This window comes from Bradyrhizobium sp. 930_D9_N1_4 (genome assembly GCF_052076015.1).
In the GTDB taxonomy this organism is placed as follows: Bacteria; Pseudomonadota; Alphaproteobacteria; order Rhizobiales; family Xanthobacteraceae; genus Bradyrhizobium.
The window spans coordinates 2087475-2106333 of the sequence record NZ_CP197236.1 but is presented as its reverse complement, the minus strand read 5'-3'; the positions used below and the strand labels follow the sequence as shown (position 1 = coordinate 2106333).

General features: G+C 65.0%; 16 protein-coding genes. 6 read left to right on the top strand and 10 right to left on the bottom strand.

Annotation, left to right across the window (positions count from 1 at the left end; all coding sequences use genetic code 11):
* Nucleotides 1–61: 61 nt before the first annotated feature.
* Nucleotides 62–415 carry a UBP-type zinc finger domain-containing protein gene (locus AB7532_RS09825; protein WP_441234601.1) on the bottom strand — a complete coding sequence of 118 codons (354 nt, stop codon included), beginning with the start codon at nucleotides 413–415 and terminating at the stop codon, nucleotides 62–64.
* 339 nt (nucleotides 416–754) lie between these two features.
* Between AB7532_RS09825 and AB7532_RS09820 the strand changes: the two genes are divergently transcribed.
* The 3 genes from AB7532_RS09820 to AB7532_RS09810 all read left to right on the top strand — a co-directional run bounded on the left by AB7532_RS09820 (nucleotide 755) and on the right by AB7532_RS09810 (nucleotide 3209).
* The gene (locus tag AB7532_RS09820; protein ID WP_441234600.1) at nucleotides 755–1849 is read left to right on the top strand and encodes an amidohydrolase family protein; all 1095 of its coding nucleotides are present in this window, start codon (nucleotides 755–757) and stop codon (nucleotides 1847–1849) included.
* A 294-nt stretch (nucleotides 1850–2143) separates the two neighbouring features.
* Nucleotides 2144–2599 (top strand): MgtC/SapB family protein, encoded by a 456-nt coding sequence (locus AB7532_RS09815; RefSeq protein ID WP_441234599.1) that lies wholly within the window; start codon nucleotides 2144–2146, stop codon nucleotides 2597–2599.
* 127 nt (nucleotides 2600–2726) lie between these two features.
* Complete coding sequence (locus tag AB7532_RS09810; RefSeq protein ID WP_441234598.1) at nucleotides 2727–3209, top strand: hypothetical protein; 483 nt, start codon at nucleotides 2727–2729, stop codon at nucleotides 3207–3209.
* 94 nt (nucleotides 3210–3303) lie between these two features.
* Here AB7532_RS09810 and cax read toward each other — a convergent pair whose 3' ends face one another.
* Both cax and AB7532_RS09800 read right to left on the bottom strand, forming a co-directional pair.
* Nucleotides 3304–4404 (bottom strand): calcium/proton exchanger, encoded by a 1101-nt coding sequence (gene cax, locus AB7532_RS09805; protein WP_441234597.1) that lies wholly within the window; start codon nucleotides 4402–4404, stop codon nucleotides 3304–3306.
* A gap of 327 nt (nucleotides 4405–4731) precedes the next feature.
* Nucleotides 4732–5793, bottom strand: coding sequence for an isocitrate/isopropylmalate dehydrogenase family protein (locus AB7532_RS09800; RefSeq protein WP_441234596.1), 1062 nt, complete (start codon nucleotides 5791–5793; stop codon nucleotides 4732–4734).
* A gap of 169 nt (nucleotides 5794–5962) precedes the next feature.
* Between AB7532_RS09800 and AB7532_RS09795 the strand changes: the two genes are divergently transcribed.
* Nucleotides 5963–7360 carry an MFS transporter gene (locus AB7532_RS09795; protein ID WP_441234595.1) on the top strand — a complete coding sequence of 466 codons (1398 nt, stop codon included), beginning with the start codon at nucleotides 5963–5965 and terminating at the stop codon, nucleotides 7358–7360.
* On the opposite strand, the gene AB7532_RS09790 is transcribed toward AB7532_RS09795, so the two are convergent.
* From AB7532_RS09790 to AB7532_RS09760, 7 genes are all read right to left on the bottom strand, one after another.
* Nucleotides 7357–8976, bottom strand: coding sequence for a B12-binding domain-containing radical SAM protein (locus AB7532_RS09790; protein ID WP_441234594.1), 1620 nt, complete (start codon nucleotides 8974–8976; stop codon nucleotides 7357–7359). The genes AB7532_RS09795 and AB7532_RS09790 overlap by 4 nt on opposite strands.
* A 178-nt stretch (nucleotides 8977–9154) precedes the next feature.
* Nucleotides 9155–9994 (bottom strand): aKG-HExxH-type peptide beta-hydroxylase, encoded by an 840-nt coding sequence (locus tag AB7532_RS09785; RefSeq protein ID WP_441234593.1) that lies wholly within the window; start codon nucleotides 9992–9994, stop codon nucleotides 9155–9157.
* A gap of 22 nt (nucleotides 9995–10016) precedes the next feature.
* Nucleotides 10017–11441, bottom strand: a complete 1425-nt coding sequence (locus AB7532_RS09780) for a hypothetical protein (protein WP_441234592.1) — start codon at nucleotides 11439–11441, stop codon at nucleotides 10017–10019.
* Nucleotides 11438–12598 (bottom strand): radical SAM protein, encoded by a 1161-nt coding sequence (locus AB7532_RS09775; RefSeq protein ID WP_441234591.1) that lies wholly within the window; start codon nucleotides 12596–12598, stop codon nucleotides 11438–11440. The genes AB7532_RS09780 and AB7532_RS09775 overlap by 4 nt, the downstream gene beginning before the upstream one ends.
* Entirely contained in the window at nucleotides 12595–14541 is a 1947-nt protein-coding gene (locus AB7532_RS09770; protein ID WP_441234590.1) for a RiPP maturation radical SAM C-methyltransferase, read from the bottom strand. Before AB7532_RS09770 ends, AB7532_RS09775 begins: the two co-directional genes overlap by 4 nt.
* Nucleotides 14538–15596, bottom strand: a complete 1059-nt coding sequence (locus AB7532_RS09765; RefSeq protein WP_441234589.1) for a radical SAM protein — start codon at nucleotides 15594–15596, stop codon at nucleotides 14538–14540. Before AB7532_RS09765 ends, AB7532_RS09770 begins: the two co-directional genes overlap by 4 nt.
* Before the next feature lie 84 nt (nucleotides 15597–15680).
* Nucleotides 15681–15935 carry a hypothetical protein gene (locus AB7532_RS09760; RefSeq protein WP_441234588.1) on the bottom strand — a complete coding sequence of 85 codons (255 nt, stop codon included), beginning with the start codon at nucleotides 15933–15935 and terminating at the stop codon, nucleotides 15681–15683.
* A gap of 268 nt (nucleotides 15936–16203) precedes the next feature.
* Here AB7532_RS09760 and AB7532_RS09755 point away from each other — a divergent pair, with 268 nt between their 5' ends.
* Nucleotides 16204–16653, top strand: a complete 450-nt coding sequence (locus tag AB7532_RS09755; protein WP_441234587.1) for a (2Fe-2S)-binding protein — start codon at nucleotides 16204–16206, stop codon at nucleotides 16651–16653.
* Nucleotides 16654–16666: 13 nt separating this feature from the next.
* Entirely contained in the window at nucleotides 16667–18853 is a 2187-nt protein-coding gene (locus AB7532_RS09750) for a molybdopterin cofactor-binding domain-containing protein (protein ID WP_441234586.1), read from the top strand.
* The last annotated feature ends 6 nt before the right edge of the window (nucleotides 18854–18859 follow it).

The following is an 18859-nucleotide window of genomic DNA, read 5'->3' as shown; positions in this document are numbered from 1 at the left end:
CGACGGCATCCGACGTGAAACGCGATGGGTTTCGCAAGTGCTCTACCCATCCTACGACCTACTATTCATGAAGCAGTGTTTGCCAGTCTGAAGGCACCGCGCCGTCCGGTCCGGGCACCGGCTGATCCAGCGGATGCGCGTGAGGGCCTTGAAGCTTCGGGCCGGCGAAAGCCTCTCCTGTGCGATAGTCGTAAAACCATCGTTCACCCGGCTCGAAGCTGGTGATGATCGGGTGACCTGTCGCCGCGTTGTGCTTCGTTGCATGCTGACTTGGTGACGTATCACAGCAGCCGATGTGGCCGCATTCGACACATCTGCGAAGATGAAACCACCATCCGCCTGCAGCCGAGCATTCCACGCAACCCGTTCCGCTTGGCTTGGCCGCAAGGTTGATGCCATCGCTCTCAGACTTCATCGGTCAACTCACTGGAAGTGCCCGCGATCACCGCAGATGCATTCACGTCGCGATCTCCGCCACCATTGCATTTTGCCAGTGTTTTGCCCGACGGGTCAACGTCGCCACAGCCGGGAGCCTCTCGGGGTACATGAGGGACGTGCGTTCACGCAAAGTTGCGGCCGCGATACGCAGGCGTAACACAAGGCATCGTTCGGCGACGAAAAATCGGCACATTCCAATCCTCAACAATCACGGCCACGCTGCAGCCGCGCCGCGGACGACGCATGAACGAAACATTCTGCCGATGGAAGCACCGCGGGTCTTGGCTTTTGCCGATCCGTCACGGGAGACACGCATATGAACAAATGGGATCAAAAATCCGGAGGGCATCACCCCTGTCCCACCTGTTACGGCCCGTCCTCGTCGCGCCGCAGCTTTCTCGCGGGAGTGGGTGCACTTGGCGTTGCCTCGGCCATCCCCGCCGTCGCGGCGCGCGGACAGACCAGGCCGGTGCTCATCGATACTCATCTTCATTTTTATCCGCCCAAATATCAAAAGCTCTGGCTCGGCTACGAAGACGCACGCAAGCAGCCGCACTTTCCCGGCCAGGTCGCCTGGACCCGTGAGAAGCTCATCGAGGACATGGACCGCAATGGCATACGCACGGGCATCCTGTCGGTCGCCTCCACGCCGGGCGTGTGGTTCGACCTCGGACCGGCGGAAGCGGGCCGGCTCGCGCGCACTTGCAACGAATATGCCGCGGAGATGATGCGCGATCATCCGGGCCGCTTCGGCCTGTTCGCGACCCTGTCGATGCTGGATATCGATGCCACGCTCAAGGAGATCGACCATGCGTTCGACGTGCTGAAGGCCGACGGGATCGGGCTGCAAAGCAGCTACGGCGACAAATGGCTCGGCAATCCCGCCTACAGGCCGGTGTTCGAGGAGCTGAACCGTCGCAAGGCGGTCGTTTACGTGCATCCGCTGGTCGCGAGTTGCTGTAGTGCGCTCAGTGTCGGCACGTTTCCGGCGGTGATCGAAGTCCCGCACGACACCACACGCACCGTGACGAGCCTCCTGCTCGGCGGTTCGTTTGCCCGCCACCGTGACATCAAATGGCTGTTCTCGCACGCCGGCGGTACGATCCCGATGATGGCGGGGCGGATCAATTCGTTCTACGGGGCGCGGCCCGACCTGAAGGAGTTCGCGCCGGAGGGGATCGAAGGCGAACTGGCCCGGCTTCACTACGACACCGCGAATGCGACCTTCGCGCCGTCCATGGCCGCTCTGCTCAAGCTCGTCCCCGCCTCCCAGATCACCTATGGCAGCGACTATCCGTATTTCGGCCTCGGCCAGTTCGCGCAGTTGCAGAAGCTTGGCCTCCCGCCGGGGGATCTCGATGCGATCGGCCATGGGACCGCGACACGTCTCGTTCCCCGGTTGCAGGGTTAGAGCATCGCGCAGCGTCACCTGACGGCGCGGCGATGCGCGACATAAATGCTTGACCTAGACCAGCCCGTAGGACGTCATTGCGAGCGTAGCGAAGCAATCCAGGGTCTTTCCGCAGAGGCAGTCTGGATTGCTTCGCTACGCTCGCAATGACGGAGTGCGCGTGCGACAGCCTTGCCACCGTCACTGTGTCGAATTGTCCTGACCCGATCCGCCGTTCGGGCTGAAACCTTAAGCCGCTTTGCTGCGTTGCCGACCGCCGTGATTTGAAGGCGGCCTTCGTTTCAGGACTTTGCCTTGAACAGATTCGACATCGGCGTTCATTTCGTCGCGCTCGCCGCGGCATTCGCGCTCGCCGCCCCGATCGGATGGGACCGCGAGAAGCGGGCGCGAAGCGCGGGCCTGCGCACCTTTCCGCTGGTCGCGCTGGCGAGCTGCGGCTTCGTGCAGGCCAGCGAAAGCCTGCTGGTGCATTCGCCCGACGGGATGGCCAAGGTGATCGAGGGCCTGATCACCGGCATCGGCTTCATCGGCGGCGGCGCCATCCTCAAGCAGGGCAATTCGGTGCAGGGCACCGCGACCGCCGCAAGCCTGTGGGCGACCGGCGCCATCGGCGTCTCGGTCGGGCTCGGCAGCTACGACGTCGCGGTGACGATCGCCGTGTTCACGTTCCTGACGCTGCGATTGCTGACGCTCGTCAAGGAAGATGACGAGGAGGAGGAGGGAGAGCGCAGCCAGGGCGGCAAACCATAGCGCCTGCGAGCGCCCGCCGCGCGACAGACGCTTGATCTAGATCAAGCCCGCCGCGGCGTTGCTATCCCGGAATGCGTGCGGTGGCTGCGCAGAATGCGCCGCCCGCAAGCCAGGGAGATGATCGATCATGACCTCCTCGAATGTCCTGCGCACCCTCATTCTCGCCGGGGCCGGCGCCCTGCTCGGTACGGGCGCTCAGGCCGGGCCGATCCCGACGCATCTTTCGACGATGAAATCGATGGTCGATCAGACCACGACCGAAGTGCGATGGGTCGGCGGCTGGCGTGGCGGCTACGGCTATCGTGGCGTCGGCCCGGGTTACCGCGGTGGTGGTTGGGGCTATCGCGGCGGCTGGGGTTATCGCGGCTACGGTTATCGCGGGCTCGGTTATGGTGCGGTTGCCGGCGCCGTCGTCGGTGGCGCGATTGCGCGGAGCGCCTATTACGGCGGCTATGGCGGATCCTACGGTGGCTACTATGGCGGTTATCCCGCCTACGGCTACGGCACCCCGGCCGCATCGTATTACGGTTATGGCGGCGGCAATTACGGCTATGGCTATGGCTATGGCGGCGACAATTGCCCGCCCTCCGGCAGCTACTGGGCCTATTAGCGGGAAACATATTCGCCGCTTCGGAGGATGGCTCGCCACGGGCCGCCATTCTCCGCCGGGCCAATTCACCGCTGTGCCAGCGGGCGAGCGCACCTCATCCCTCGCCCACCGGCGGGACCACATACAGCGTCAGCGCAAACACCGCATAAATGAAGATCATGAGTGCGCCGACGAACCATGCTGAACTTCCACTCGTGGTGATGAAGGTTGCCGTGACCGTTGCAATCATCACCATGGTGACGGCGCCGGGCCAGAACTGAAGGTTCATCGGCGTGGGCCCGACGACATAGCTGAGCAGCACCAGCGCGGGTGCGACGAACAGCGCGATCTGCGAAGCGCTGCCGAGCGCGATGCTGACGACCATGTCGAGCCGGTTCTTGCGCGCCGCGGCAAAGGCCACCGCGAATTCGGCTGCAGCACCGACCAGCGAAACGATGATGAAACCGACGAAAGCCGGGCTCATTCCGAAGGTTTCCGCCGCCTTCTGTACCGATTCCACGAAGATCTCGCTCACCAGCGCGACCAGCACGGCGACGACCAGCAGCGTTCCGACCGCTAACCCGATCGGCCAGTGCGCCTCCTCGTTCTCGCCGTGACCGGCACTTGCGAACAATTCCTTGTGCGTCCCGAGCGAGAACCACAGGCCGAGCGCGTAAGCGGCGATCAGCAGGACCGAAATGCCGACGCTGAGCTTGTGAATGACGTTCCCGTCCTGGGGCAGGTGATCGAGGTCAGCGACCGCGGAAGGCGCCAGCAGGGCGACAGTTGCCATCAGCAGCAGGCCGGACGAGAGCCGCGCGCCGGCGCGGTTGTACTCCTGCACGTGGTAGCGCATGCCGCCGATCAGCAGGCAGGCGCCGAGCATGAACACCGCGTTGGTGACGATCGCGCCCGCAATCGAGGCCTTCACCAGCATGTACTGGCCCGCCCGCAGCGCCGTGATGGCGATGATCAGCTCCGTCAGGTTGCCGAGCGTCGCATTGAGCAGTCCGCCCACGGCATCGCCGGTCTTGGCAGCGACCGCTTCGGTGGCGTGGCTGAGCAGCGCCGCCAACGGCACGATCGCAAGCACGGCCAGCACGAACAGGAGCGTGTGGGAATGCGGCGCCATGGCCTCCGCCACCAGCACGATGGGCACGAAGACCAGCATCCAGAGCAAAGGCGTATGCCGGATTTCCCTGAGCAGGGTTTGCATGTCAGCCGCCCCTTTCCATCGATGCGTTGAGGGAAGGTCTGGCGGCCCTGCGGGGGAAGTATTGATCTGCCTCAATGTGAGGTGGGGAAGCGCGCCGCTGGATGACATGAAGCGGACATCGCGCACGATGAGAATGCGCCCTCGTCACCGACCGCTGGCACGATAGCATCATGCCAGTGTTTTGCCCGACGGGTCAACGTGACCACGGTCACGATGGTCGTCGTCACACGTTTCAAAAACCCCTTATCGATCAAGGGGCCTTCTACTGTGCATGGGGTTGTTTTTCGACTTTTTGTTTTGAGCCTAACAAAAAAACGCGCAAGCCCCTCACTCCGCTTGCAGGATCTCCGCGATTGCAGCCCCCGCCGCGATCGTGCCGAGCTTGCCGCCGACGTCACGCGTCGCCCTGCCCTCGCGAAGCGCCTTCGCCACCGCGGCCTCGATCGCACGCGCAGCCTCCTCGTAGCGCACGGCGCCGGTCTTCTCGCCGTGCCAGCCGAGCAGCAGCGCGGTCGACAGGATCAGCGAGACCGGATTGGCGACGTCCTGCCCCGCGATGTCGGGCGCCGAGCCGTGCGCGGCCTGCGCCATGGCGTAGCGGTCCCCGACATTGAGCGAGCCGCCGAGGCCGAGGCTGCCTGACAGCTCCGCCGTGAGATCGGAGAGAATATCGCCGAACATGTTGGTGGCGACGATGACGTCGAAGCGATCAGGGTTGCGCACCACATGCGCCATCATGGCATCGACCAGGATGTCGTCGACGGCAAGACCGGGATAGGCCTTCGCCGCCGCGCGGCAGATGTCGAGAAACATGCCGTCGCCGATCTTCAGCACATTGGCCTTGTGCACGATGGTCAGATGCTTGCGCCGCTTCATCGCCAGACGACACGCGGCATGCGCGATGCGCTCGCAGCAGAGGCGCGTGATCCGGCGCAGCGAGATCACGACGTCAGGCGTGACCAGCATCTCGCCATTGCCCTGCTCCATGTTGCGGTCGGCATAAAACCCTTCGGTATTCTCGCGGACGACGACGAGGTCGAACTCGCCGACCCGGCCGGGCCGGCCCGCATAGGTGCGCGCCGGCCTGACATTGGCGTAGAGGTCGAGGCTCTTGCGGAAGTAGCGCGATGGATTGATCTCGCCATGCGCCTCGTCCTTGAAGTCGAAGGTCGCTGTCGGCCCGAGGATCAGGCCGTCGGCGGCGCGGACGATGTCGAGCAGCTCGGGGCGCACCGTCGTGCCCGACAGCTTCAGGCTCGCGTGTCCCACCGCGTGCTCCTCCAGACGCACATTGAGCTGGAAGCGCTCGGAGGCCGCGCGCAGCACGCCCGATGTCGCGGCCGTGATCTCCGGTCCAATGCCGTCACCGGGCAGAACGACGATTTGCATGGCGATCCCCTGAAATTGCGGTCACGGCGATCATACGCCAGCGACAGGCACCATCGCCCAGCCTTCGCGCATACAATGCATGCGTGCTTGTGCCTGTGGAAGCGACCCCGGCCGTAGTACATGCCAAAAGTCCCCTTGAGGCACGCCGCCGGAGCAACGCGCGAACGCAATGACAATCACGTTACCCGCCGCCGCGCGCGAGCCCGACCACACCACGTCCGACGGCCTGCCGCCCGCGCAGCGGCGCTGGGCGATCGCCGCGATCTTCACCGCACTGGCGATGGCATCGCTCGACACCGCGATCGCCAACATCGCCCTGCCCTCCATTGCCGCCGACCTGCATGTCACGCCGGAGCAATCGGTCTGGGTCGTCAACGTCTACCAGATCGCGCTGGTGGCAACGCTGTTGCCGTTGGGCGCACTCGGCGAGATCGTCGGGCACCAGCGCATCTATCTCGGCGGCCTGATCCTGTTCACCATCGCCTCGCTGTTCTGCGCGGTGGCGTGGTCGCTGGACAGCCTGCTGGTCGCGCGTACGCTGCAAGGCCTGGGCGCCAGCGGCATCATGAGCGTCAACACGGCGCTGGTGCGCTTTGTCTATCCCGGCCGGATGCTCGGCCGCGGCTTTGGCCACAACGCGCTGGTGGTCGCGACCGCCTTTACCTTCGGTCCGTCGGTCGCCTCCGCCATCCTTGCGGTCGGTCCATGGCCGTGGCTGTTCGCCATCAACATCCCGTTCGGCCTCGTCGCGACCGGCATCGGCTTTGCGATGCTGCCGAAGACGCCGCGCGCCGATCACGGCTTTGATTTCCTCGGAGCGGCTCTCGCGTCGGCCTGTCTCGGCCTGTTCATCACCGGCATCGGCAGCGCCGCGCATAACCTGTCGCCTGTGATCGTAGGCGTCGAACTGGTCACCGCGCTCGTGCTCGGCTTCATCCTGATGCGCCGTCATGCCGATCATCCTGCGCCGATGCTGCCGATCGATTTGTTCGCCCGTCCGATGTTCGCGCTGTCGGCGGCAACCGCGGTGTGCTCGTTCGCCGTCCAAGGCCTCGCCTTCGTCTCGCTGCCGTTCTATTTCGAAGACGTGCTGGGACGTTCGCAGGTCGAGACCGGATTCTTCATGACGCCGTGGCCGCTGGTCGTCGGCATCATGGCGCCGATCGCGGGGCGCCTCTCCGATCGGCATGCGGTCGGGCTCTTGGGCGGCGTCGGGCTCGTGATGCTTGGCATCGGCATGGCGCTGCTCGCGATGCTGCCGTCCGATCCGGCCATCCCCGACATCATCTGGCGGATGGTGATCTGCGGCATGGGGTTCGGCTTCTTCCAGGCGCCGAACATGAAGGCGGTGATGTCGAGCGCGCCGCCCCATCGCAGCGGCAGCGCCTCCGGCATCGTCGCGACCGCGCGGCTGACGGGACAGACGACGGGTGCCGCGCTCGCGGCGGCCTGCTTCGCCATGGCCGGACACAACGGCGCCACCGTCGCGCTGGCGCTCGGCGCGGGCTTTGCCGCGCTCGGCGCCGTGATGAGCTTTCTGCGGCTGGCGGTGAAGGAGCGACTTTAGGCCAAATGCCGCGCCGCGGTCGCGTCGATCGTGGCTGCCACCGGGATGACTGTCTCGTCATCCAGCGCCGCAAGACGCGCGTCGATGGCCTCGATGACCTTGCGCGAGAACGGCCCGAGATGGGCATAGGCCGCGATCATCTGCACCGCGATGCGCGCCGATGACGTATCGCGCTTGGCGCAGTTCATGAAGGTCTGCCACAGCGGCCGCCCGTTCGGAATCGCGGTCACCACGCGATGCACCGTCTCCATCGCACCGACCTTGGCGCGGATGTCGCCTTCGGCGAGCTCATGGCGCTGCCTGGAGCGGTCGAGCAGCGTCATCAACTTGTCGATGCGGCCTGCATAAGCCGCCGGGCTATAGACGCGCTCGAGCACGGTCTTGTAGTCCATCAGGATATCGCGCAGCGGACGGACCGGATCGAAATTGATGCCGCCGGTGCACTGGTCGCCGCCCGTGGTCGACGCCAGATCGTGGTCCGCGTGCAGCCGGCCTTCCTTGGCGAGACGCCGCGTGAGCTGCGTGTTCGGCAACGCATAGAGCAGACCGACCATGGCGACGGGAATGGCGGCCTCCTCGATGAAGTCGACCATGGCGTCCGCCATCGCAACCTTCTCGCTGTCGAAGCCGACGATGAAGCCGGCGGTGACGAGCATGCCGGCGCCGTAGATCTTGTGAATGCTCTCGGCGATGTTGCGCCTTGTGTTCTGCTTCTTCCGCATCGCGACCAGCGTCGCGGGATCCGGGCTTTCGATGCCGACGAAGATGGCAAAGAAATTGGCCGCGCCCATCAGGTCGAGCAATTCCGGATCGTCGGCCAGATTGACCGAGGCTTCCGTCGACAATTCGAACGGATAGCCGTGCGCGCGCTGCCATTCTGCGAGCTGCGGCAGGAACTGCCGCAGCGACTTCTTGTTGCCGATGAAGTTGTCGTCGACGAAGTCGAGATGGCCGCGATAGCCCATCTGGTACAGCGTCTCGAGCTCGACAAACATCTGCTCGGTCGTCTTGGTCCTGGGCACGCGACCGTAGAGCTCAATGATGTCACAAAACTCGCAGGTGAACGGACAGCCGCGCGAATATTGCACACCGAGATAGAGATAGTCCTCGAACTTGAGCAGGTCGAAACGCGGCACCGGCGTGCTGGTGACGTCAGCCTGGAATTTCGGCGCGGTGAAGACGCCGGAGCGCGTCCCGCTCTCCCACGCCGCGATGAACTCCTCGATGACGCTCTCGGCCTCGCCGAGCACCCGGAAGTCCGCCTTCTCGTAGATGTGCGGGCTGGAGGTCGGATCGGGACCGCCGACGACCACCGGCTTGCCCGCGGCGCGGCAGACGTCGATCAGGCGCAGCGTGTCGGCCTGCTGCGGCAGCATTCCGCCGGTAAAGACGACATCGGCCCAGGCGAGATCCTCGTCACCGAAAGCTTGCGTGTTGCAATCGATCAGCCGGACCGTCCAGTCCTTCGGCAACATCGCGGCGACCGTGATCAGGCCGAGGGGAGCCGCGGGGCGCCGCACGCCCATCAGCTTGCAGGATTCGCCAAAGCTCCAGAACGACTCCGCCGTAAACAGCGGATAGAGCATCAGCACATTGCGAGGGCTCGCCACGTTCATGGAACTCCTTCTGACTCGGGTGCAGTGTAGCAAAGCGTTGCCGTCTTGCACCTCGTCAAAAGGGACAAACTGTCGCCGCAACGCAGCGTCGATCGGCTCTGGAACCGCCGTTAGCGTCGCCCCAAGCCGCATATCTGGCGTTTCGGGCTGGAACCGGGACCCCGGCTGAGCGAACCGATCAGGCGCGCTCGGTCGCCAGCATCTTCCGGCTGGTCGCCAGGACATCGCTGCACCAGGCGAAGAATGCGCCGAGAAACTCGCGGCCGGCCGCGTCGGTGCGGGCGTGCTGCCGCAACGTCTCGAACCCCGTCTCCATCCGCGAGGCATTGCGGGCGAGCAGCGCGCGGATGTCGTTCCGCACCTGCGGATCCTCTTCCTGCTCGAGCATGTGCACGTCGAGCTGGGTGACGTGGATGAACGAATATTGCGCGTGCAGCACCGCCGTCATCGGACGCGGCCGGTCAACCACGATCGGGCTGGCATAGAGCTCATCTTGCGGGTTGCTGATGATGCGGATCGCGTTCTCGTTGGCGACGCCGAACGCCCGCAGCTTGTGATGCGCCATTTCATGGACGATTGCCTGCGCGATCGCGAGCGGGCAGTTCACCGTGAGGCCGATGATTCCGAACCGCGCATCGACCGAATGGCTGGCCGAGCCAAGCCGGCCGGGCCCTTCGGTCGGCTGCTCGGTGTCGTGATAGCACTGGATGGTGTGCACGATCTCCGGCCACTGCCTTGCAGCGAGCGGCCAGCGGCGGACGTAATGAAGCGCCTGCTCCATGGCCGGGACGGCTTGTGCATCCGGGACGAAGCGCGGCGCGGGCAACAACGGATCCTCGGTGCGCAGGGCCACCTTGCCCTCCGCAATCGACGGCGCCCCGTTCACCGGAGGTCGTTGCGGCGGCAGCGGCCGCCACGGCGTCGGCTCGGTTTCGATCAGGCCGAGCGCAACGGCGGTGTCGTAACCATCGGCCTGCGGGCGTGCGGTGCGTTCCCAGTCAATCGACATCGCATTCATGGCGCATTCTCCTTCGAGCCGGTCAGTGCGGGCGGCCACGCGTCGCCGAGAGGGCCGCGGAGACCCGGCTTGCCCGTCCCGGCAGCAAGGCAAGCCCCAGCGTTGCCGCAAGCGTATCCATATCCCCAAAATGGCGCAGCGACCGGTCGGTGCCGATGACGATCACCGATCTCGCAACCGCATGGAGAGCGACGAGCGCTTCGCGATCGCCAAGCTGTTCCGGGTCAACGAAAGCGAGATCGATGCCTTCGGGCGAAAGACGAGACAGCGCCGCAAGCGCCTCCATGCTGGTCCCGCCGAGCACCGGCAATGACGCGCCAAGGCGACGGCGCGCGGCCCCTGCCGCCGCGGTATCTTCCTCGGTACCGTATAATTTCAGCTTTGGCTTCGTCTGCGCGATCAACTCCAGCAACAGGCCATCACCGCATCCGACGTGCACGGCCGTTGTGGCGCGACGCAACGCGGCGGTCTGCTCCCACACCACGGCGCTGAAACGCGAGCGCATGGCGAAGGGGCTTCCGAAACCGGCGGCTTCAAATCCGGTGCCGAGTTCGGCGAAGATGTCGGCGCTGTCCGCGAGTTCAACCGCGGACGCCTTTCGCTTTTCCGGGCGAAGCGCGGCTCCGGCACGACGAGGTTGCAACACGCCCTCGTCGGAGAGCCACGTGCAGCGGAATGCGGCCGTCGTGACCTCTGCAATTCCATTGACCAGCGAAGCATCGACGGTCCAACCCGCGATCTCTTCGAGCCAGCTCATTTCCTCGGCAAACCCGAGCTCGCGGCCGAGATCGATAAATGCGCGCGATCGATCGCACGTAGCCGAGCAGTCCGCCGAACACGGCGCGTGTCTCACCGGCCCTAGTCCCAGCACCGCCAGCGCGAAATGTGCGGGCATGGCCGCCATATCCTCGCGGGCGAGCAAGCTGGCCAATGGGTCGTTTCCGCCGTACCGAAGATGGTCCGCCCAGGATTTAGCGCAGCATGCGGGATAGCCAAACCGTATCGCCGCCTGCTCCAGATCATGCGCTGCCGATTCGGCAATCGATGCGTCGAGCGGCGTGGCACCGATCAAGAACGCATAGTCGAGCAGCCGCTTCGGCTCGTCGATCGTTGCCTCAAGCGGCCCGTCCGCGGCATAGCCTAGTGACGCCTTGATCGGCTTGGCCTCAAGACCGATCGACCGCACCCGCTCCGTCAAGGCCTCGATACCATCATAACCGGTCCACAGCACCGTCGCGGGAATGTGCTTGCGGCGTACCATCTCCAGTTCGATCGCGATCGCAACGTCGCGGAGACGGTCCAGACGTGGCTGCCAAATTGCGCGCGCTTGCGGTCCGCCAAAGCTGATGCGCTGCGCGGCTGCTTTGGCGATGGCGGGCTCCCGCGGCGCGGCCACGAGTGGAGGACGAGGCCAGGTCAACCAGCATGTCAGCCAGGCGGAGGTCATGGTGCGTCCGCCGGCTGGAGCAGCGAATGCAGGCTCGGATTGTCACCGATCGACCAGGCCGCGATCATTTTCGCTTCGAGATCGGACCGGCCCTCCGACCGGCTGATCGCGACTTCTCCGTTCACCCGAAGCTCGGTCTCGATGTCCTCGAACAGACCGAACCACACCGGGCAATCGATCGAGCGCATCCGCCAGTCGCCGCCGATCGCGGTGCCCGGACAATTGCCCTTGCACGCCAGGAAGAACCGGCAGCCCTGGCACCCGCCATCGGCTTGCGGCGTACGGTAAAGCGACAGCTGCCGCTCAAAGGCTTCGCGGCCGGCGCGCAAATGGGTCACGCCGTCCTTGTTGGTGCGGCCGCAATTGCCGAGCCGACCGTCGCTCTCGACGCCGACCACGGCACGCGTCGCATAGGGGTCGCAGGCGTGGAAGACGCACGAGGTGTGTGCATCATCGCCTCTCAGCATCGCAGCCATCTCGGCGAAGATGTCGAATTGAACCGATGGCAGCTCCTGTTCGAGCCGGCGCAGTCGCCGCAGCGCCACGAGGTTCTCCTGCGCACTGAGCGGCAGGCCTTCGCCGGCTTCCGTCTCGTCCTGCTCCAGCAGATGCAGGCGCAGCTTGCGTACGCCGAGGCTGCCGAGAAACACGATCCACGCACAGAGCACCTCCAGCCGATCCGGCGCAGCATTCATCCGGTTCAGCGTCACGATCACGTTCGGCGGCATGCCTTCCCGGCACAGCGTCTCGATCACCGCCTCGATGCGCGCGGTCGCCCGCCGTGTCGCCGGCAGACTCCCGGCCCAGCGGGCATCATTGAGCGGTCCCGGGCCGTCGATCGAGATACCGATCCGCACGTGGTATTTCCTGAACAGCTCGATGTCGCGCTCCTCGATCAGCGTGCCGTTGGTCTGCATGCCGACACCGCCGTGGCGGTCGAAGCCGAGCTGCATCAGGCGTTCGAGATCGGGCCGGCGCGTCATCATGATCTCGCCGCCGAACAGACTGAACGGCTCCGCCAGCCTGTCGAGCGTCGCGATGATCGCATCGAGATCGTAGCGCGTCGGCACGTTGCCGGCGGTGCGGATACCCTCCTGATAACAGTAGCGGCACTTGATGTTGCACCTGTCGCCGAGCGGGCGGACTTCGACGGTCATGGCTGCACCCGTTCGAGGTCGGCGGGCGCACTACGGACATCCGTCAAGCCCGCGAAAGCTGTCGTGCGTTCGCGCGGCAGAACGAATCCGAGCGGAAACTCGGCGCGGGCGTCGGCATCAAAAATCTCCCGACCGGCCTCCGTGACCAGCGATAACATCCTGCCGTCGATCTCGATCGCGAACCGCCGCGCCGAAATCGCATCCAATGCGGCCTCGATAGACGCCACCTCGAAACGATCCGCCAATTGCGCGACCACGTTCGGCCGCGTGCAAGGATTGCGCAGGAGGTTGAGCACGGCGACCTCGGCCGGTGTCGGGCAATAGAACGGCTGAAGCGCGCATGCGCGCGTGTCGCTGACGAGATGCGCGGTGCCGACGGCCGTCATCGTCAATTGCGGTGCGAAGGGCTGGTCGAACCATCGCGCGCGCCAGCCAGCGCTTGCGGCCTTGAGCGACACGAGGTCGTGCTCCCGGGCGGCGTCTGGCGCGTCGCCCTCGAAGAAATAGGCGAGGTCGGCGAGGTCCTCGTCCGGGACGTCGTAGATCGCGCCATAGGCCGGCATCGGCGTGACGTTACGAAAGCCGATCTCGGAGGCGCGCTCGAAATTGGGGCTGAAGCGATCGAGGCGGATGCGGCCGCAGCCGACCGGGGGCTGCAGATGTTCGAGCAGGGGAACCATGTTGGCGACGGCGTCGTAAGCGTCGCGCGGCTCGCCGGGAAACCCGTAGAGGATCGACCAGACCAGCCCGACACCGAGCTCGCGGCAATTGCGCAGCAGACGCAGGTTGAGCAGAGCACTCACGCCCTTGCGCATCAGATGCAGTACCGGGTCCGACAGGCTCTCGATGCCGGGCTGCAGCCACACAGTCCCGGCGAGCGCCAGCTTCTCGAGCTGCGCCTCGTCCATGTTGGCCTTGATCTCGTAGAAGAAGCGCAAGCCGTGCGCCGGGCGCTCGGCGAGCTTGCCCAGCACACCGTCGATATGGCTCATCCCCAGAATGTTGTCGGTCGCAGCGAAGCGTCCGATCCCGAACGCCGCATACAGTGTCTCGATCTCGCTGAGCACGCGCGGCGCCGACTTGGCCCGGAACGCCATGCCCTCGCCGTTCAGGCCGCAGAAGGTGCAGTGGTGCTTTTGCCCCCACCAGCAGCCGCGCGAGGACTCGAACGGAATCGAGGGGCGCACGCGCGCAGCTTCTGACAGCCCGTCAAGTTGCGCGAAATAATCGGCGTAATCGGGGATCGGCAGCGCATCCATCGTCGTCGGACCGGCCGCTGCGCCAGCCGTTGTCTGATCGCGAGCCAGGCATCCCGGCAGGCCGTTCGGCTGCTCGCCGCGCAGGATCGCCTCGACGGCCGGACCGAACACGGTGTCCGCCTCGCCGTTGAAGACATAGTCGATCTGCGGAAAGTTCTTCAGCAGCACCGCACCCATCGGCCCGTGACAATTGGCGCCGCCGAAGCAGATCACGACGGACGGATCACGCGCCTTGACGGCGGCCGCGATCGCGAGCGAAGCCACCGTCTGCTCGAACATCGAGGTGAAGCCGATGATTTTCGGCTGGCGCTCGAGCAGCCGGTCGGCTGCTTCCGCAACGAAGGACGGGATCACATCGCGGCGGATCTCGTAGAGCTGCGCGAACCCCTTGCGCTCGATGGCGGCACTGAGCTCGCCGATGTGGCGCTGCACCTGCGGCCGGTTGGGCCGCTTGCCGAGGCAATCGCCGAACAGCCAGTCGCCCGCGAGCAGATGGCTCGGCAGCTTCTCCGCAAGCTGCTCGTTCAGATCGAGCCCAATGCGATCGGCGAAGAGCAGATTCAGATAGAGCGTCTCGGCACGAATGCCCTTTTGCCGCAGCAGCGCCTGCAACAGGCCGAGCGCCGCCGATGGCCGCACCACGGACATCACCGGCGCCGAGCAGAACAGGACATCGGTGCTCATGGGACGGCCGCGACGTTGGCGGGCGCGGGCTGGCCGTCCAGCAGGATCTCGCAAGTCTCGATCTGGCTGCGTCGCGATTCCGCCGCGGCGCGCACGCGCGCCAGCAGTTCTGGCGAGCGGAAAATTCGATCGCAGGCGGTGCAGATGCCGTCGAAATCCTCCGCGCGCATCGGCGCGGGATCGTCGGCCGTGACAGTGGTGAGGATGGCAACCGGCCCTTCGAGCCGGATCCATCGATAGAGAGGATCGTCGGCGGCCGCCCGCATAGCGGCTTCGATCCCCTCTTTCGCAATATGGCCCACTTTGAGGGAATCGTAGTGAGGAAGCACGCCGCAGCAGGGCTGGATGCCGCCCTCGTGATCGACTGAGAGAGTATGGAGAACGGACTCGCACGGTCCGCGGTAAGCCGATTCGTGGCGAACGCGCCCCGCTCGCGTGTCCTCATCCGTGCCCTCGCCACGGCCGGTCGAGTTGGCGACAGTTTCGTAGATGTTGATCCCGGGCTCATCCTGAAGGCCAAGATCGACGCGCAGGCTGGCGGCGGTAATCCGCGAGCCGGCCTCGACCACCACCGCGATCCGGAGCAACAGATCGTTGCCCCGCGCGGCCGCGACCGCATTGGCAATGAAGTTCAGCGGCACAAACTCGGCGTGGGGATCGTCATAGGACAGCGTCATTTCGGTCAGGCCCGCGACCCGCAGCCGTCGAACAGCCGCCATCGCGCGCGCGGGCGACTTGGCCCAGAACGCACTCGTGGTGATGCCCGCACGCAAGCCCAGCGACGCGGCCAAAGCCACGGCGTCAGCCACGATATCCGCGTGCAGCATCGGATCGCCACCGACGAAATGGACGATCTCCATCGACGGGATCTGCGCGGCCTGCTGAATGCAGCGATGAACGTCAGCGGCGGAGAGATGGCCGCCCTGGAACATGTCGGATGAAAAGCAACAGTGCGAGCACTTGAGCGGGCATTTCAGCGTGACGTTCAAAACGAGATTCTTAGGCGTCACCCTGGCCGCGCGGAAATCGGATAAATATTGTGCGCCGAGCGCCATGGCCGACGACCCCATATCCCGGCTGCCCGGCGAACCGGTCAGCCGGCCATCATGATCTGCCGACGAGATATTGCCGAAGCCGGATCAGAGGATGTCGATATGGATCGAGCCGGCCTGTACGCCGCCGGAACGTGTGGCAAGCTTGCCCCGCAGCATCGACGCCGTCGTGTCGTCGAGCTGTACGCCAACGCTGCTCAGATAGGCGACCGGATCCTTGCTGACGTCGCTGGCAAGGCCGAGCAGATCGGCGTGGGTGGTGAGGCCGGAAGGCGACCTGGCTTTGAGATCGTTACCTGACGCAAGAACCTTTTCGAGATCAATCGTGACGATGCGACCCATGGCGATTCTCCCTTAGGATGGACTAATGATCCATCAAACCAAAGGTTGTACAATACCCCCAGATAGTCAAATTAAATCGATGCGACCAAAGGCTGCGGATTCGTACCGCCGTTCACACGTCGCGACACCGCACTCGCGAGATTCTTCCCCGCGCATGCCAGCTCCTTTGACGGCGACCCCTCAGACTATTGATTTGAACAGTTCCAGTTTGCCAGACACATTGTTTCCCTGAGTCCAATCGGTGGATTGGGCCAATCAGGGGACTGCGATGGCAAACCTAACAATCAACGGAAAAACCTTCACGCTCGACGTCGAGCCGGATACGCCGCTGCTCTGGGCGATCCGCGAAAATGCCGGCCTGACCGGCACCAAATATGGCTGCGGCATTGCACAATGCGGCGCCTGCACGGTTCACATGGACGGCGTCGCCACCCGCTCCTGCGGCGTTTCGGTCAGCGAGGCCGAAGGCAAGAAGATCACCACCATCGAGGGGCTTGCGTCCGGCGACACGCTGCACAAGGTGCAGGCAGCCTGGATCGCGAAGGACGTTCCACAATGCGGCTATTGCCAGAGCGGCATGATCATGGCCGTCGCCGCGCTGCTCGCCGAGAAGCCGAAGCCGACCGACGCCGACATCGACGAGGCCATCACCAATATCTGCCGCTGCGGCACCTTCCAGCAGGTGCGCGAAGCGATCCACACGATCGCCAGCGCCTAAAGGAGCCGCCCCCATGAACAAGCATGTTTCTCCCAAGTTGAACCGCCGCGCCTTCGTCATCGGCACCGCCGCTGTCGGCGCCGGCCTCGCGATCGGCCTCGACCTGCCCTTCGGCGGCCCCTCCGTGGTCCGCGCAGCCGACGGCTCGCCCGAGGTCACGGCCTGGGTCGTGATTCGGCCCGATGACACCGTGGTGATCCGCATCGCCCGCTCCGAAATGGGCCAGGGCTCGCTCACCGGCCTCGCCCAGCTCGTCGCAGAAGAGCTCGAATGCGACTGGGCGAAGGTCACGACCGAATATCCGACCCCCGGCCAGAGCGTCGCCCGCAAGCGCGTCTGGGGCGACTTCTCCACCGGTGGCAGCCGCGGCATCCGCTCGTCGCACGACTATGTCCGCAAGGGCGGCGCCACCGCGCGCCTGATGCTGATCCAGGCCGCTGCCGACGAATGGAAGGTGCCGGCCTCCGAATGCACCGTCGCCAAGGGCGTCATCACCCACAAGGCATCGGGCAAGACGACGACTTACGGCAAGGTCGCTGAAGCCGCCGCAAAGTTGACGCCGCCGGCCGAGGTCAAGCTGAAGGATCCCAAAGACTGGACCATCGCAGGCAAGGGCCTGCTGCGGCTCGACACCGCCGACAAGACCACCGGCACCATGGTCTACGGCATCGACGTCAAGCTGCCAGGCATGCTGAACGCGGCGATCAAGGACTGCCCGGTGTTCGGCGGCAAGCTGAAGAGCTATGACGAGGCCAAGATCGCCGGCATGAAAGGCGTCAAAAAAGTCGTCAAGGTCGGCGATACCGCGGTCGCGGTCGTTGCCGATACCTGGTGGCACGCCAAGACCGCACTGGAAGCCCTGCCGATCGTCTGGGACGAGGGCGAGAACGCCAAAGTCTCCAGCGAGTCGATCGCGAAGTGGCTGGCCGAAGGCCTCGACAACGACCAGCCGGCCTATGTCGGTAACAAGAACGGCGACGCCAAGGCGGCGATTGCCACCGCCGCCAAGAAGGTGGAGGCCGTCTACAGCTACCCCTACCAGAACCACGCCACCATGGAGCCGATGAACGCCACGGCGCTCTACACGGCGGACAGATGCGAGGTCTGGTGCGGAACACAGAACGGCGAAGCGGCCTTCGCGGCGACGCTGGAGGCCTCGGGCCTGCCGGCCGAGAAGTGCGACGTCCACAAGGTGATGCCCGGCGGCGGCTTCGGCCGGCGCGGCCAGACCGACTATGTCCGCCAGGCCGTCGCAATCGCCAAGCAGATGCCGGGCACACCGATCAAGCTGGTGTGGTCGCGCGAAGAGGACATGGCGCACGGCCGGTATCACCCGATCACCCAGTGCAAGATGACCGGCGCGTTCGACGCCAACAACAATCTGGTGGCGCTGCACTACCGCCTGTCCGGGCAGTCGATCCTGTTCTCGCTGCGGCCCGAAGCCCTGCAGAACGGCATGGATCCGGCCGCATTCCAGGGCGTCGCTCAAACCGGCGAAGCCGCGATCGGCTATTCGGTGCCGAACCTCCTGGTCGAGCATGCGATGCGCAACCCGCACGTTCCGCCGGGCTTCTGGCGCGGCGTGAACGTCAATCACAACGCCATCTACATGGAATGCTTCATGGACGAGCTGGCCCAGGCCGCAGGCCAGGATCCGCTCGAATTCCGCCGCAAGCTGATGGGCAATCATCCCAAGCATCTGGCCGTGCTCAATGCCGTCGCCGAGAAGATCGGCTGGACCACGCCGGCTCCGAAGGGCGTCTATCGCGGCATTGCGCAGGTGATGGGGTATGGCAGCTATGTTGCCGGCGCCGCCGAAATCTCGGTGACCGACGGCAACAAGATCAAGGTGCATCGCATCGTCGCTTCCACTGATCCCGGCTACGTCGTCAATCCGGCGCAGGTCGAACGGCAGATCGCGGGCTCCTTCGTCTATGGCCTCAGCGCATTGTTCTACGGCGGCTGCACCGTCAAGGACGGCAAGATCGAGCAAACCAACTTCGACACCTACAATTCAATGCGCATCAACGAGATGCCGAAGGTGGAATCGGTGATGGTGCCGAGCGGCGGGTTCTGGGGCGGCGTCGGCGAGCCGACCATCGGCGTCGCGGCGCCGGCGGTGCTCAACGCCTATTTCGCAGCGACGGGCAAGCGCATCCGCTCGATACCGCTGCGCGACCAGAACATCACCTTCGCGTAAAAAAGC